This window comes from Peribacillus sp. NPDC076916 (genome assembly GCF_050269675.1).
Taxonomy (GTDB): domain Bacteria; phylum Bacillota; class Bacilli; order Bacillales; family DSM-1321; genus Peribacillus; species Peribacillus aracenensis.
Genome location: NZ_JBNNIU010000004.1, coordinates 334,623 through 347,725 on the forward strand (window position 1 = coordinate 334,623; position 13,103 = coordinate 347,725).

18 protein-coding genes and 1 pseudogene are annotated in these 13,103 nt (G+C 39.1%); 4 read left to right on the forward strand and 15 right to left on the reverse strand.

The genetic code is table 11. The features are described from left to right. Positions 1-29: 29 nt before the first annotated feature. The 6 genes from ACQKFG_RS15375 to ACQKFG_RS15400 form a co-directional block, all read right to left on the reverse strand. Complete coding sequence (locus tag ACQKFG_RS15375) at positions 30-251, reverse strand: YqaI family protein (protein WP_427560350.1); 222 nt, start codon at positions 249-251, stop codon at positions 30-32. After that, a complete protein-coding gene (locus tag ACQKFG_RS15380) occupies positions 244-402 on the reverse strand; it encodes a DUF6906 family protein (RefSeq protein ID WP_427560353.1) in 159 nt (52 codons plus the stop codon). Before ACQKFG_RS15380 ends, ACQKFG_RS15375 begins: the two co-directional genes overlap by 8 nt. 12 nt (positions 403-414) lie before the next feature. Then, a complete protein-coding gene (locus ACQKFG_RS15385) occupies positions 415-636 on the reverse strand; it encodes a hypothetical protein (RefSeq protein ID WP_427560355.1) in 222 nt (73 codons plus the stop codon). 69 nt (positions 637-705) lie between these two features. After that, positions 706-849, reverse strand: coding sequence for a hypothetical protein (locus ACQKFG_RS15390; protein WP_427560358.1), 144 nt, complete (start codon positions 847-849; stop codon positions 706-708). A gap of 13 nt (positions 850-862) precedes the next feature. Continuing rightward, complete coding sequence (locus ACQKFG_RS15395) at positions 863-1,114, reverse strand: hypothetical protein (RefSeq protein ID WP_427560360.1); 252 nt, start codon at positions 1,112-1,114, stop codon at positions 863-865. A 43-nt stretch (positions 1,115-1,157) separates the two neighbouring features. Beyond that, the gene (locus tag ACQKFG_RS15400) at positions 1,158-1,367 is read right to left on the reverse strand and encodes a helix-turn-helix transcriptional regulator (RefSeq protein WP_427560363.1); all 210 of its coding nucleotides are present in this window, start codon (positions 1,365-1,367) and stop codon (positions 1,158-1,160) included. Between the two features lie 208 nt (positions 1,368-1,575). Here ACQKFG_RS15400 and ACQKFG_RS15405 point away from each other — a divergent pair, with 208 nt between their 5' ends. Both ACQKFG_RS15405 and ACQKFG_RS15410 read left to right on the forward strand, forming a co-directional pair. After that, positions 1,576-2,235 (forward strand): LexA family protein, encoded by a 660-nt coding sequence (locus ACQKFG_RS15405; RefSeq protein ID WP_427560366.1) that lies wholly within the window; start codon positions 1,576-1,578, stop codon positions 2,233-2,235. A gap of 17 nt (positions 2,236-2,252) precedes the next feature. Next, positions 2,253-3,605 (forward strand): recombinase family protein, encoded by a 1,353-nt coding sequence (locus ACQKFG_RS15410; RefSeq protein ID WP_427560369.1) that lies wholly within the window; start codon positions 2,253-2,255, stop codon positions 3,603-3,605. Between the two features lie 34 nt (positions 3,606-3,639). Here the strand turns inward: ACQKFG_RS15410 and ACQKFG_RS15415 are convergent, their stop codons facing one another. From ACQKFG_RS15415 to ACQKFG_RS15445, 7 genes and pseudogenes are all read right to left on the reverse strand, one after another. Further along, positions 3,640-4,089, reverse strand: a complete 450-nt coding sequence (locus ACQKFG_RS15415) for a hypothetical protein (protein WP_427560372.1) — start codon at positions 4,087-4,089, stop codon at positions 3,640-3,642. Between the two features lie 114 nt (positions 4,090-4,203). Further along, positions 4,204-4,299 (reverse strand): annotated as a pseudogene (locus ACQKFG_RS15420) (DegV family protein); the annotation flags it as partial. 116 nt (positions 4,300-4,415) lie between these two features. Continuing rightward, positions 4,416-4,838: a DUF4944 domain-containing protein gene (locus tag ACQKFG_RS15425; protein WP_427560375.1), complete on the reverse strand. Its 423-nt coding sequence runs from the start codon at positions 4,836-4,838 to the stop codon at positions 4,416-4,418. Beyond that, the gene (locus tag ACQKFG_RS15430; protein ID WP_427560808.1) at positions 4,768-5,019 is read right to left on the reverse strand and encodes a hypothetical protein; all 252 of its coding nucleotides are present in this window, start codon (positions 5,017-5,019) and stop codon (positions 4,768-4,770) included. Before ACQKFG_RS15430 ends, ACQKFG_RS15425 begins: the two co-directional genes overlap by 71 nt. A 306-nt stretch (positions 5,020-5,325) precedes the next feature. Beyond that, the gene (locus ACQKFG_RS15435; RefSeq protein ID WP_427560378.1) at positions 5,326-6,168 is read right to left on the reverse strand and encodes a DegV family protein; all 843 of its coding nucleotides are present in this window, start codon (positions 6,166-6,168) and stop codon (positions 5,326-5,328) included. Positions 6,169-6,356: 188 nt separating this feature from the next. Continuing rightward, positions 6,357-7,040 (reverse strand): response regulator, encoded by a 684-nt coding sequence (locus ACQKFG_RS15440; RefSeq protein ID WP_076368292.1) that lies wholly within the window; start codon positions 7,038-7,040, stop codon positions 6,357-6,359. 40 nt (positions 7,041-7,080) lie between these two features. Next, on the reverse strand, positions 7,081-8,229 hold the full coding sequence (locus ACQKFG_RS15445) for a sensor histidine kinase (RefSeq protein ID WP_192207176.1): 1,149 nt from the start codon (positions 8,227-8,229) through the stop codon (positions 7,081-7,083). A 616-nt stretch (positions 8,230-8,845) separates the two neighbouring features. Between ACQKFG_RS15445 and ACQKFG_RS15450 the strand changes: the two genes are divergently transcribed. Further along, positions 8,846-9,481 (forward strand): YigZ family protein, encoded by a 636-nt coding sequence (locus tag ACQKFG_RS15450; RefSeq protein ID WP_192207178.1) that lies wholly within the window; start codon positions 8,846-8,848, stop codon positions 9,479-9,481. A 178-nt stretch (positions 9,482-9,659) separates the two neighbouring features. Further along, a complete protein-coding gene (locus tag ACQKFG_RS15455) occupies positions 9,660-10,682 on the forward strand; it encodes an LCP family protein (RefSeq protein WP_192207180.1) in 1,023 nt (340 codons plus the stop codon). Positions 10,683-10,854: 172 nt separating this feature from the next. Here the strand turns inward: ACQKFG_RS15455 and ACQKFG_RS15460 are convergent, their stop codons facing one another. Beyond that, positions 10,855-11,913 (reverse strand): glycosyltransferase family 4 protein, encoded by a 1,059-nt coding sequence (locus ACQKFG_RS15460; protein WP_427560384.1) that lies wholly within the window; start codon positions 11,911-11,913, stop codon positions 10,855-10,857. A 76-nt stretch (positions 11,914-11,989) separates the two neighbouring features. Beyond that, positions 11,990-13,093, reverse strand: a complete 1,104-nt coding sequence (locus ACQKFG_RS15465; protein ID WP_427560386.1) for a glycosyltransferase family 4 protein — start codon at positions 13,091-13,093, stop codon at positions 11,990-11,992. Between the last annotated feature and the right edge of the window lie 10 nt (positions 13,094-13,103).

Here is a 13,103-nt window from a genome sequence, read left to right on the forward strand (position 1 = left end):
TTTAGGACTCCTGCTCCAACAGGAGTCTTTTATTCTGCAGTTCTAAATTGAAAACCTAGTACTTCCATCAAGTAATCTTCCAAACTATCTTCTAAAATCGTTTCACCATTTTTGTGATCAATAATGATAGAGTCACCGATAAGAATTTCATTTCCAAAATAATCAGTTCCAGCATGTTCAGGTTGTGCAACTAAATTCGGATAACCTGTTTTAAGAGCTTGGGTAATATCCGGATGTTCTAAATCAGCCATTTGGCACCTCCTTGGTTTGGCCAGTCATCTTGTGGACGATATGCAATTCATAAGGCAAGCTTTTGATGACTAACCAATCCTTTGAATCTCGTATGCCTGCCCACTCCATGGCTTTACGTTGACGACTTGTTGGCCTTTTTCCACTTTTCAAGAAATCACCTCCTTAATTGACTGCTGCGAATGGATATTCGTAATTCACACTAACTACAGGCAAATTAATTTCAGTGATAAGTTCATCATGGCGATTAAACAATTTGAACACTCCATCATGTTCGATAATGTCATCCACAGCTTGTCCACCGAATTCCTTACCAACCTCAAAGGTATAAATAAAAGGAGTAGTTGCTTCAGCGATTACTTCAAAAGACTTGATCGTTCTTCCCATTTGCTTCACCTCCCTTATTATTTTTGGCTTTTTACATATGCCCGATAAATTTCCATGTAACGGTCTGCTTCAGTCATTGCTAACCATTCCTTGGATCTGATTTTCAACTTTCTCACCTCCCTTCAATCGCCCTGAAGTCAATGAACTTCCACACATACAGCCGCCTAAAAACATGAGTAAAGCTATCAAACCGTAAACCATGAATTCGCCCAATGAGATATCCCCCTTAAGAAACCTTCTTATTTTCTTCACTTTTTTCTAATGGCTTTTTGTAGGTCAAATATGTTCGGTAATGTCCATTTTCCTTAACAACAGTTCGATCATAATTTTCTAAAGGGTTTTCTTTTTGGGTTGAGCCAGGTGCTATATACTTCCACGCACCGGCTCTATTAAGTAGTTCAGACAGCCCTATAGGAACAGGAACTTCATATCCCCCTAGAGATATACTAGTCACAATTAAATCCTCCTTAATCCTCATCTGACCACCTCCCTCTACTTTAATAGGTAGAACCTACCTTGATTTATCTACTTAAAGTAGAATCTACATTAAAAAAAATAAAATCATAACTTAAATCTAAAATGTCACAAATCTTCTTTGCTTCCTTGATTGTAACTTCATCAGGATTTTTTTCCATTTTACTGTAAGTTTGAACATGAACACCAAGCTTTTTAGCTATTTCGCGTTGTGTAAAACCTTTTATTAATCTGGCTTGTTTCAGTGTGAGAATCATGGTTATCACCTCGCTTTTTAACCTTCACAATCACATGTTATTCTACTTTTAGTAGATTGTCAACGCTATTCTAGTAATTTTTATCTATATAATCTACTTATTTTTCACTAACTATACTAAAAGTAGATTTTTTTCGTTATTATATTGAATTAATTCTACTTTTGGGGTAATATTAATTTTATAAAGAGACCGACCGGAGGGAAATAAATTGAGTATTGGTAAAAACATAAAAAAGCTAAGAGAAATACATAATCTTTCCCAAAAAGATCTAGCTGAAATTGCTGGGGTATCGGATAAAGCTGTATCTACTTGGGAGAATGGAATAAAAGACCCTCGAATGGGTGCTATTCAAAAAATAGCTGATCACTTTGGTATTTTGAAAAGCGATATTATTGAAGATAAGGAAACGAAAGTTAATCCAATTAATCCTTTAAAACAACCTAAAGTTGAAGGCTTTTCAAAACCAATGCCATTATTAGGTTCTATTGCAGCTGGTCTTCCACTTGAAATGATTCAAGTTCAAGAATGGGTTAATGTTCCTTCAGAAGTTGCTGATAAATATCCTCACGCTTTCTTAGTAAAGGTAAATGGAGATAGTATGAATAAAATTGTACCTCCTGATGCTTTAGTTTTGATTGATCCTACCTTAGAAGTAAATAACGGGGATATTGCTGCAGTTGCTGTTAATGGATATGATGCAACTTTAAAAAGGTTCTTTAAGTTTAAAAATGGAATCACCTTAGAACCAGAAAGCTTTAATGAAAAACACATAACACAATATTACGATCATAAGGAACAAGAATTTAATCCTATTCACATCAAAGGAAAGTTAGTTTGGTACATGGCTCCATTAGATATTAAATTCTAATTTGAAAGGTGATTATTATGACTAAGGCGGCCCTATATATTCGCGTTAGTACACGGGAGCAAGTCGAAAATTACAGCATTGAAGTACAAAAGGAACGTTTAGAGGCATTTTGTAAAGCTAAAGGCTGGGATATTTACAATATCTATATTGATGGTGGATATTCAGGTTCAACGTTAGACCGTCCCGACCTACAGAGAATGATTAAGGATTTAAAAAACATAGATGTAGTACTTGTTTATAAATTAGACCGATTGTCTAGATCACAAAAAAACACACTCGAATTAATTGAAGAACATTTTCTAAAAAACAAAGTTGATTTTGTATCCATAACAGAAACTTTAGATACTTCTACTCCATTCGGAAAAGCCATGATTGGAATACTATCTGTATTTGCACAATTAGAACGTGAAACGATTGCTGAAAGAATGAGGATGGGACACATAAAGCGCGCTGAAAATGGATTGGGTTCAATGGGTGGAGATTATGACCCAGCAGGATACTCAAGGGAAAATGGGTTCTTGATAATTAAGGATGAAGAGGCCAAGCATATCCAAAGAGCCTTTGATTTATATGAGCAGTATCATTCAATCACAAAGATGCAACAAAGTTTGAAAGAGGAAGGTCATGCGGTATGGAGATTCAGAAGATATAGAGACATCTTAGCTAATACTTTATACATAGGCATGGTTAGCTTCGCTGGTAAGCTTTATAAAGGTCAACACCAACCCATTATTAACCCTGAACAATTTGAACGCGTACAGGCACTATTACAACGCCATAAAGGGCACAACGCTCATAAGGCTAAAATGAGCCTTTTATCCGGGCTATTACGTTGTCAATGTTGTAATGAACTTTTTGTATCGTATTCAACGAGCATTTCGAAGAAAAATCCCCAAAAGTATTATTACTACATTTGCAAAGCAAGAAGATTTCCTTCCGAGTACGACGAGAAGTGTAAAAATAAAATTTGGAATAGATCTAAATTAGAATCAATAGTGATTAGTGAATTAAAAAATATTTCAATTAAAAAGTCGAAGGCTCAAAAGAAAGAGCAAACGATTAACTACGAAAAACTAATAAAAGATACAGATAAAAAAATGGAAAGAGTAATCGAATTATACACAAATGAATTAATCAATAATGACCTACTGGAAAAACAAATGAGCAAGTTGAATGCTGAAAAAGAAAAATTAATTCAGAATCAAAGGTCCACTTTCGAGGATACACAAATAATCACTGATGAAATTTTAGAGAATATCCAAAGTGATTTTGAGGATTTAGAATTTAAGGATAAACAAGCAATAGTACAAACATATATAAAAGAAATTCATTTAGATGGTGACAACGTCATAATTGATTGGCGTTTTTAATTAGTCATTTTTTTATGTATTCATTCCCGGCTATTCATACGGCCCATACCAGGAATTCATCTTTTCCGTTCACGGCTTCAACGACACAGTCGGAGGCATTCTGTTGACCTGCCGATAAAGTGCCTGCCCACCTCATCACATTGTCAGGAATCGCAAACTGAATGCAGGGCCCGGTCCACCTATAAAGCTTTGCACATTCACTGACCCGTCCCATCATGACGCATGAGCGGCAGTAGGTGCAATCTTGCTTGCAAATCTTGCAAGGGAATGTATAAAACAACGTTTGATCTTTGTTACCGCAGCGTACACAGTTATAACTGCCGTTCCCCGATTGTACGCCGCAAGTTTCCGAGACATACCCATTCTTGAGGTGCTCTGCGAGGATTTCTTGGGAGAAGGGGATTTCGAAGGCCAAAAGGTGTTTTCCGGTGAGATGGTTCTGAAGTTCCAGGGAATAAGGGGGGGAAATGCTCATGTTTACCAAATTGCAACCTCCTTTTCTTAATAAATTACACTCCCCCTTATCATTCGCTTTTTACTCCCGAATTCCTTTTTGCTCCATGAAAAAACGCCTTTCACTTAGTAAAGGCGTCACAGCTTAAATTTTATACCAGCCCATCCCCATTGAACCTTCTCCCAGATGCGTTCCGATTACTGAACCGAAGTAGCTGATGTCGAACTCGACATTTGGGAACCAACCCTTAAAGCCATTACTTTTCCTTTCCGATTAGGGTGCTGTGAGTGGACAGTCAATGATTTAGAAAATAAAACTATAAATAGAGCAGGAATTAGCCTGCACTTTCTTTAAAACTAATCGAGAGTAAATGTATCCGTGTGTTGTTTGTTATTTTTTTCCCACGTTACGGAAATTTTATAGGTTAATCCCTTTTTAGGAGCATCTGCTTGGTAAAAGTCAGGGTAGTCTAAAGGGTTAATCTTGTGGACTACACCATCCTCGCTTTTACCAGGAGCAAAGTCGGTTACCTCAGCTAAGACTTTATCCTCTTCCTGAAAAATAATTTTTTTAACGACTGCATCTTTATTCTTGTTACTCTGCTTAATAGAAGCTACCCATCCATAAACTTCACTAGGATCTCTATTTTTTTTGTATGTTGCTTTCCACATATTATTTTCAGACTTTCCCGATATTTTTCCTGAAGAACTATACCAATAAAGCCCTACCAATATCATAAAAAATAATAATACGACAATTAAGATATTTTTTTTCTTCAAACATTTCACCACCTATTAAAAATTTTATAACACGATACTTAATCCAATCAGGACTCATGTTTTTGAAGTTCCTTTTAAGATAATTATCTGTGTGGCCTGATAAATATAGGGTGCTATTAGATTTTTCATAAACAAAAATAGAGTGAGAGTATCTTGTTTTATGCTTTTTCTTAAACTGAATTACATCCCCTTCATCTGCAAACTAATTAGTGTAGATTTACTAGTACTACTTTTTGTAGACTGAGTTTTACTCCAGAAGGCATAAAAATCACTTACGTTAACCCATGAAGAAGACCTTTTAAAATATAGTACTTAAGCACCATCGCACTTAAACACTATACCAATAATTAGTAGTTCTGTATACTTTCGGGATATGCTTGTACACAATCCAAATTGCAACTCCATTTCCGGATAAATTACAATCCTCCTTATCAGTCGCTTTTTACTCCATGAAAAAACGCCTTTCACTTAGTAAAGGCGTCACAGCTTAAATTTTATACCAGCCCATCCCCATTGAACCTTCTCCCAGATGCGTTCCGATTACCGGACCGAAGTAGCTGATGTCGAACTCGACATTTGGGAACCGGGCTTCAAGTTCGGCTTTCCAGTCTTTAGCTTCACTTTCCCTTTTTGCATGAATGATGACGGCTTTATACCTCTCGCCGATTGCCGCGTCTTCCCCAAGTAAATCGGCAATCCGTTTCATCGCTTTTTTTCTTGTACGGATTTTTTCGAACGGGACGATGACTTTATCAACAAAATGCAGGACAGGCTTCACTTGAAGCAGGCTGCCAATCAATGCTTGGGCACTGCTTAAGCGTCCGCCGCGCTGCAGATGGGATAGGTCATCTGCCATGAAGTACGCCCTTACCGATGGTTTCATTTCTTCGAGCCTTGCCATGATTTCTTCTGCACCTTTACCATCAAGTGCCATCTTTGCCGCCTCGATCACGTAAAACCCCTGTACCATGCAGCTGATTTCCGAATCAAAGGCATGAACCCTAATCCCTTCCACCATTTCACCTGCAGATACCGCTCCTTGATACGTTCCGCTGATGCCGCTCGATAAATGAATGGAAATAACATCATCATATTCTTTTTGCAGTTCCTCGAACTTCTCGACAAACTTCCCGATTGGCGGCTGTGAAGTGGTCGGCAATTTCTCCTGCATCTTTACTTCCTGATAAAACTCATCCGCAGTTATATCAACTTCCTCCCGGTAAGCTTCATTGGAAAAAATGACATTAAGCGGCATCATATGTATATGTAAACGATCACGTATTTCCTTAGGTATATATGCAGTGCTATCTGTTACGACTGCGGTTTTCATAATAGTACCATCCTTATAAAAATTTACTCTGTATCATATTCACCATTCTATCTGAAAATACCTTTATTTGCATTAATAGCTTTCTGCATTATGAAACCAAGAATATGAATCAGTTATCCACCCAAAAAAATCCGGCCCTTCAGCACGCATTGCGGTATCTGAAGAGTCGGACTTATCGAACGCTTTAATTACTTCACTTCCACCCAGCCATTTTTAATAGCTAGGACAACCGCTTGTGTACGGTCATTCACATTCATCTTCTGTAGAATGTTACTCACATGGTTCTTGACTGTCTTTTCACTGATATATAGAGTTTCTCCGATAGCCCGGTTGCTTTTCCCGTCCGCTAAAAGTTGAAGCACTTCACATTCGCGTCGAGTCAATAGGTGAAGCGGCCTCCTGATTTCTATCGTATGTACGGAATCACGATCAGCACCCTCTTCAGCTGCTAAGCGGCGATATTCTTTAACTAAATTATGAGTCACCTTCGGATGAAGGTATGAGCCGCCTTCAGCGACTACACGCACAGCATCAATCAACGCATCTGCGTCCATTTCTTTCAAAAGATAACCTTGTGCTCCTGTTTTCAATGCATGCTGCACGTAGTTTTCATCATCATGAATGGAAAGGATGATGACTTTTGTTTCAGGGTAACGGTTCACGAGCATTTTTGTGGCTTCGACCCCATTCATGGTCGGCATGTTGATATCCATGATAACAACATCAGGTTTATGTGTTTCAACGAGGTCCATCGCTTCGCTTCCGTCATCACCCTCGGCAACAACATCAAAGGATGATTCAAAATCTAATATGCGCTTTACGCCTTCACGGAAAAGCTGATGGTCATCGATAATGATGATACTAGTCTTCAACGGCTTCTTCCTCCTAGTTTCTATTTAATATGTCTATTCTCTATAATTTATCATGGTAGGGAACTTGTATAAATACCAAAGTGCCTGCCCCCGGTTGTGAATCGATCGTCATTTCACCCTCCAGCAGCTCGACCCTTTCCCTCATTCCTACCAAGCCAAATGAACCTTCTTTTTGAATCGAAGAGTCAAACCCCTTTCCATCATCTTTGACGACGACGGTTACCATCTCCTTGGAAATGGACAGTTTAACTTGAATCTGTTTGGGGTCCGCATGCTTCAATGAATTTTGTACAGCCTCTTGGACCAGCCTGAATAATGCGACCTCCATATCGGAAGGAAGCCTTTTGACCTGTCCAAGGTTGACGAAATTCAGGTTCACGCCATTATTATAGTCTTCGGTCGTTTGCAGGTACTTTCTGAGGGTAGGTACAAGGCCTAAATCATCAAGCGCCATAGGGCGAAGGTCATAAATGATCCTGCGCACTTCATATAAAGCATTCCTTACCATGACCTTTAAACTGCGGATTTCCACTAACGCTTCATCAGGGCCTCTCTCCCGCTGCACTCGTTCTATCAAGTCTGAGCGCATCATGACGTTTGCCAGCATTTGCGCAGGACCATCATGAATTTCTCGTGAGAGCTTTTTACGTTCCTGCTCCTGGGCTTCGATTATTTTCAGGCCGAAGTCCTGTTTGCGTTTCGCTTCTTGAAGGGCTTCCCCCACAAATTTAAGATCCTGTGTCAAATAATTCTGCACTACCGATATTTGCGAAACGAGATGCACCGCTTTATCGATCGTCTGCTGAAGACCCCTTAACCTTAACTCAAGCTCATCCCGGCGATTACGGAGCTCTTTCTCCAATTGCCGGTTAATTTGTAAATCGACTTGCAGCTTATGTGCCCTTTCATAAGCATCGCGCACCTGTTCTTCAGAAAAATGGTTGAAGTGCATACTGACTTCTGAAAGCCTTTTTCGAGCAAACCTGGCTTTCGAATCCAATGCATCGCTGTCGGTTATCACAATGGCAACCCTGATTTTCACATCATCAAGCTCTTTTGATAATGACTCGAAATCCTTTCGGCATTGTTCGCCGATATCAAAGACCTCATCCTTACTCTCACTAACAGTGCTCACCATTGTTTCTAAGATCTTGTCCAATGCTTTAGCATCAACCTTTTTTATGGACATTAAGATCCCTCCACTTAAATCAAAAGACTTAAACAATTTATTGTCTTAAAGACTATGTATATGGAAAAAAGTTCTTTTCCTTTTTCATGAATGGCTAAATTTCAGGAAACTTTTGTATGAAGTAACCTTCATGAACATATTGTACCAAAAAAAGATTAAAAATACTTTAATTCCCTTTTATGATTTCCTAAAATGTACCTTTTTACTATACATCTCATATTCCCGGCCATTAAGTCTTCCTATTAAAGGCAGAAAGCTGTTTCTATTATCCTAATACAAAATATCCTTTTCAATCAAATGGGATATTCTGCTCCATTGATTATCTTATGAAATAGATGCATTTATTAAATGGCAAAATCCATGAAATGAGAGGACGCGTTAAAGCAAAGCCAGGATAATGGCAAAGAACTCATGTTTTTCCTAAAATGTTATTCTTTTAAGAATATATGACCAGCTAATAACAATAACAGGCAATGAAATTAATTATAACACGTACAGCTTTTTCTTATATTAAAGTTTCTTTACACATGCGGTATGTAAATGAATCGTCATTGCCACTTTTTCCGCAAAGCCTTATAATAAATCAACTAATAGGAAGTTCGAAGGTGGAATAGTAATGCTCACTCAATATTTAACGGTGGCAGGTCGCGGCGAACATGAAATCATCATTGAAAAATCCCGTTTTATTTCCCACATCGCCCGAGTTGAAACCGAAGATGCCGCACAGGCCTTTATCCAGGAAATCAAGAAAAAGCACAAAGATGCTACACATAATTGTTCCGCTTATATGATCGGGGAACAAAATCAAATCCAAAAAGCCCTCGACGATGGGGAACCTAGCGGAACAGCAGGCGTCCCTATCCTGGAAGTACTTAAGAAAAAAGAACTGAAAGACACCGCTGTTGTTGTCACACGATATTTTGGCGGCATCAAACTTGGTGCTGGCGGTCTCATTCGCGCTTACAGCAAAGCGACTTCAGAAGGAATAAATACCACTGGTGTGGTCGTAAGAAAACTAATGCGGGTCATTTCGACAACCGTCGAATATACCTGGCTTGGGAAATTGGAAAACGAATTGCGATCTTCCATTTATCAAATAAAGGAAATTCAGTACCTTGATCAGGTCAATATCCTTGTATATGTCGAGGAAACACAAAAAGAGACATATACCGCATGGATTACAGAGCTGACAAATGGTCAAGGCCATATCACTGAGGAAGAAATGATTTATCTGGAAGAGGAATTCGCCTGATAAACTACTGCATATTTTTCCTTTTTTATGCTGTAATATAATTGAAAAGAAATATTTATTTTACGAAATTATTAAATCATTGTAAAATTAGGTGTGATATATGACGAAATATAAACTGTAGGATTCGAAAAATAGCGATATATGTCTGATATTCGTTATTTAAAAGGAGAAGAAAAAGATGTCTACTACTAGGCGTGTTTATAAAATTAAAAAAACTAAGAAAAAAAGGCGAAAGAGGCTTTGGTTGTTGCTTGTTCCCCTGCTGGTACTTGGTCTGGGAGCTTCTACGTATGCTGCGACCCTGTATATGAAAGCCCAGAACGTATTCAGTGATTCTTATGACCCTGTGGAAGCATCAGCAAAGCGAAATGCAGCGATCGACCCGCTCGAAGATAATTTCTCTATCCTTTTCATAGGGATCGATGATAGTAAGGACCGTGACTTAAAAGGAAATTCCCGCTCGGATGCTTTAATTCTGGCTACATTCAATAAAGATCAAAAATCTATAAAACTATTAAGCATTCCACGTGATTCCTATGTGTACGTGCCAGCCAAAGGCGTAACCACGAAAATCAACGCGGCCCACGCAGCCGGCGGACCAAAGGCGACGATGGACACCGTAGAGGAGTTATTCGATATCCCTGTCGATTATTATGTTCGCATGAACTTTAACGCTTTCATCGATGTCGTAGACTCATTGGATGGTATCGAAGTAGATGTACCTTATGAAATAAATGAAATCGATTCACATGACAAAAAGAATGCCATCCATCTTGAAGAAGGATTACAGACCGTTGATGGTGAGGAAGCATTAGCGTTTGCACGGACACGTAAAAAGGATAGTGATATCCAACGCGGTGAACGTCAGCAGGAAGTCCTAAGGGCCATCATTGCCAAAGCAACCTCTGCCGGATCACTGACGAAATATACAGATGTAATGGAAGCTGTCGGTGACAATATGACAACGAACCTTCAATTCTCACAAATGAGAGGTTTCATAAAATATGTAACTACCGATAAAGGACTCAATCTTGAAACCATCAAACTCGAAGGTCAGGATTCTACCATTAACGGAACCTATTATTATCAGCTGAACGATACATCAGTAGCGAACACTAAGCTGTTGCTTCAATCCCACTTGAACCTGAGACCGAATGAAGGCAATCAAACTGAAGCAGTTCAATCACAAATACAAGAATAACGTGAGACCCCCACTCGTCATGAGTGGGGGTTTCCTTTTTAGCTTAACTTATATGAAATGACATGCTTAGCAGACAGCCTTCAATACAGCAAAAAAAGCCACCAACCGTTTCTTTAAACGATTGGTGGCTTTTATTTATATTAGCTAATCTAGTAATCTATTTCCAAAACGGTCATGGCTTGTTTTTAAAGTTGAGCATCTTGAGCAACGGCTGATAGTTTGAATGGACCAAACCAATTTTCTCCACAAAAATCTCTATGATCAGCAGAAGTCCCGTTACAAGGATCAAAGCCCCCCACATCGTGGCAAATGAAAAGATTATGGCCGCTAAACCAAAGCAAGCAGCTAAAGCATAAATGAGTAAGACAGTTTGCTTATGGGTGAATCCCAAGTTTATCAAACAGTGATGTAAATGTGATTTATCAGCAGCCGAAATCGGCTGTTTATTGACGACCCTGCGGATAATCGCGAAAAATGTATCCGAAATGGGAACACCCAAAATGATGATCGGTACGATCAAGGAAATCATCGTTACGTTTTTAAACCCTAGAAGGGACAGAACGGCAATAATGTAACCTAAGAATAAGGCACCTGTATCTCCCATGAAAATCTTTGCCGGATGGAAGTTATATTTCAAGAAGCCAAGAGTGCTTCCAATCACGATCAATGCGACCATGGCAACAAATAGGTCCCCTTTAATAAGGGCCATGGTTGCGATTGTCACTAATGCGATCGTTGAGACACCGCCTGCAAGACCATCCAGTCCATCTATTAGGTTGATTGCATTAATGATGCTGACGATCCACAAAATGGTGATCGGTATACTGAAAACACCAAATTCAAGTGTATCGGTAAAGAACGGCAAATTGATGAATTTCACTTCAAGACCGCCCCATAATACGATAATGAGGGCAGCCAAAACCTGGCCCAGGAATTTGGGTGCAGCTCTTAATTCAAAAATATCATCAGCCATCCCGATCAATATGATGACAAGGGCTCCCACCAGAAGGGGCAGCTGCTCCCCAAAATCATCCATGAAAGGCAAGAAGAGCAAGAAGGTAATGCAAAAACTCAAAAATATAGCTAAACCGCCCATGCGCGGCATAATTTTACTATGCACTTTTCGCTCATTCGGTTTATCGGTAGCTCCTAATTTAAAGGCCAGCTTTCCGACAAAAGGAGTCAAAAAAATGGATAATAAAAAGGCTACCAACAAGGCCCCTATTAACATCAAGAACCACCTCAATTCAACTAAAAATCTAATACCCGTTACGATCTATAAGAAAACCTATATATAAATGCTTATTTTAATTTTTCATCCTCAAATAAACATTATATACGTTATTGGCTAAAATCTCTATAGAAAAGTTGTTTTTTGCAAATTTTTGTAAATCCGACCCTATCTTTGTCAGGTCTCCGGATTTTTTTAATTCCATGGCATTGCAGATGGCCAATTTCAGCTGTTCAACATTGCCGATATCCGTTATCCAGCCCTTGCTCCGATCGGGAATCAATTCCTGTACACCGCCGACATCACTAGTGATTGCCGGAAGACCCGATCTTGCTCCTTCAAGTAAAACGAGTGGAAAGCTTTCGCTTAAGGAAGTCAATAATGTGATGTCCCCCAACGGGTAGATTCGTTCTAAATCTTCACGATACCCTAAAAAGTGCACATGATCGGATAATCCCTTTTCCGAGACCATCTCTTCCAGAGCAGATCTCCTGCTCCCGTCCCCTGCAAGCAACAGCTTTACATTCGGGAATTCCGATACCACTTCACTTAATGCCGCTAAAGCAAATTCATGACCTTTCACCGGTTCAAGCCTTGCAGGCATGATGACGATGAAATCATCCTTCCCAAACCCGAAATCTTCTCTTTGAAGCGGGAAAGGCAACTCCTTTTCAAAGTCAATTCCGTTTAGGATCTTGGTTATTTTTGAAGAATGGATTCCTTGATCAATCAAGTCTTGCTTAAAGCGGTCGGAAACTGCCAGTATATGATCGGCATATTGAAATGACCTTACATGAAGACCTGTAAATAATTTCCCTTTTACGCCCTGCCCTAAAAAGTCATGATGAGGTGAACTGTGAACAGTAAGAAGCCAAGGGCATTTGATGAGGCGCTTTATAAAGGCACCATATATATTCGCCCGCGGACCATGTGTATGGATGATGTCTATATTATTTAGACGGATAAAGTCCCGTAAAGGTTTCAAAATTGAAAGGTCATATTTGGATTGTTGCTTGAAAAGTTCGGTTTGTATCCCGGAAGACATGGCCCGCCGGTAAAGTTCACCTTCTTCAAATACACCAAGCAAACATTCCTCTTTATTCAATTGGTTCAGTAAGGACATAATATGAAACATTCCGCCGCCAGTTTCATTACCAGCGTTTAAATGCAAGATTCTCATCCAGTCCACT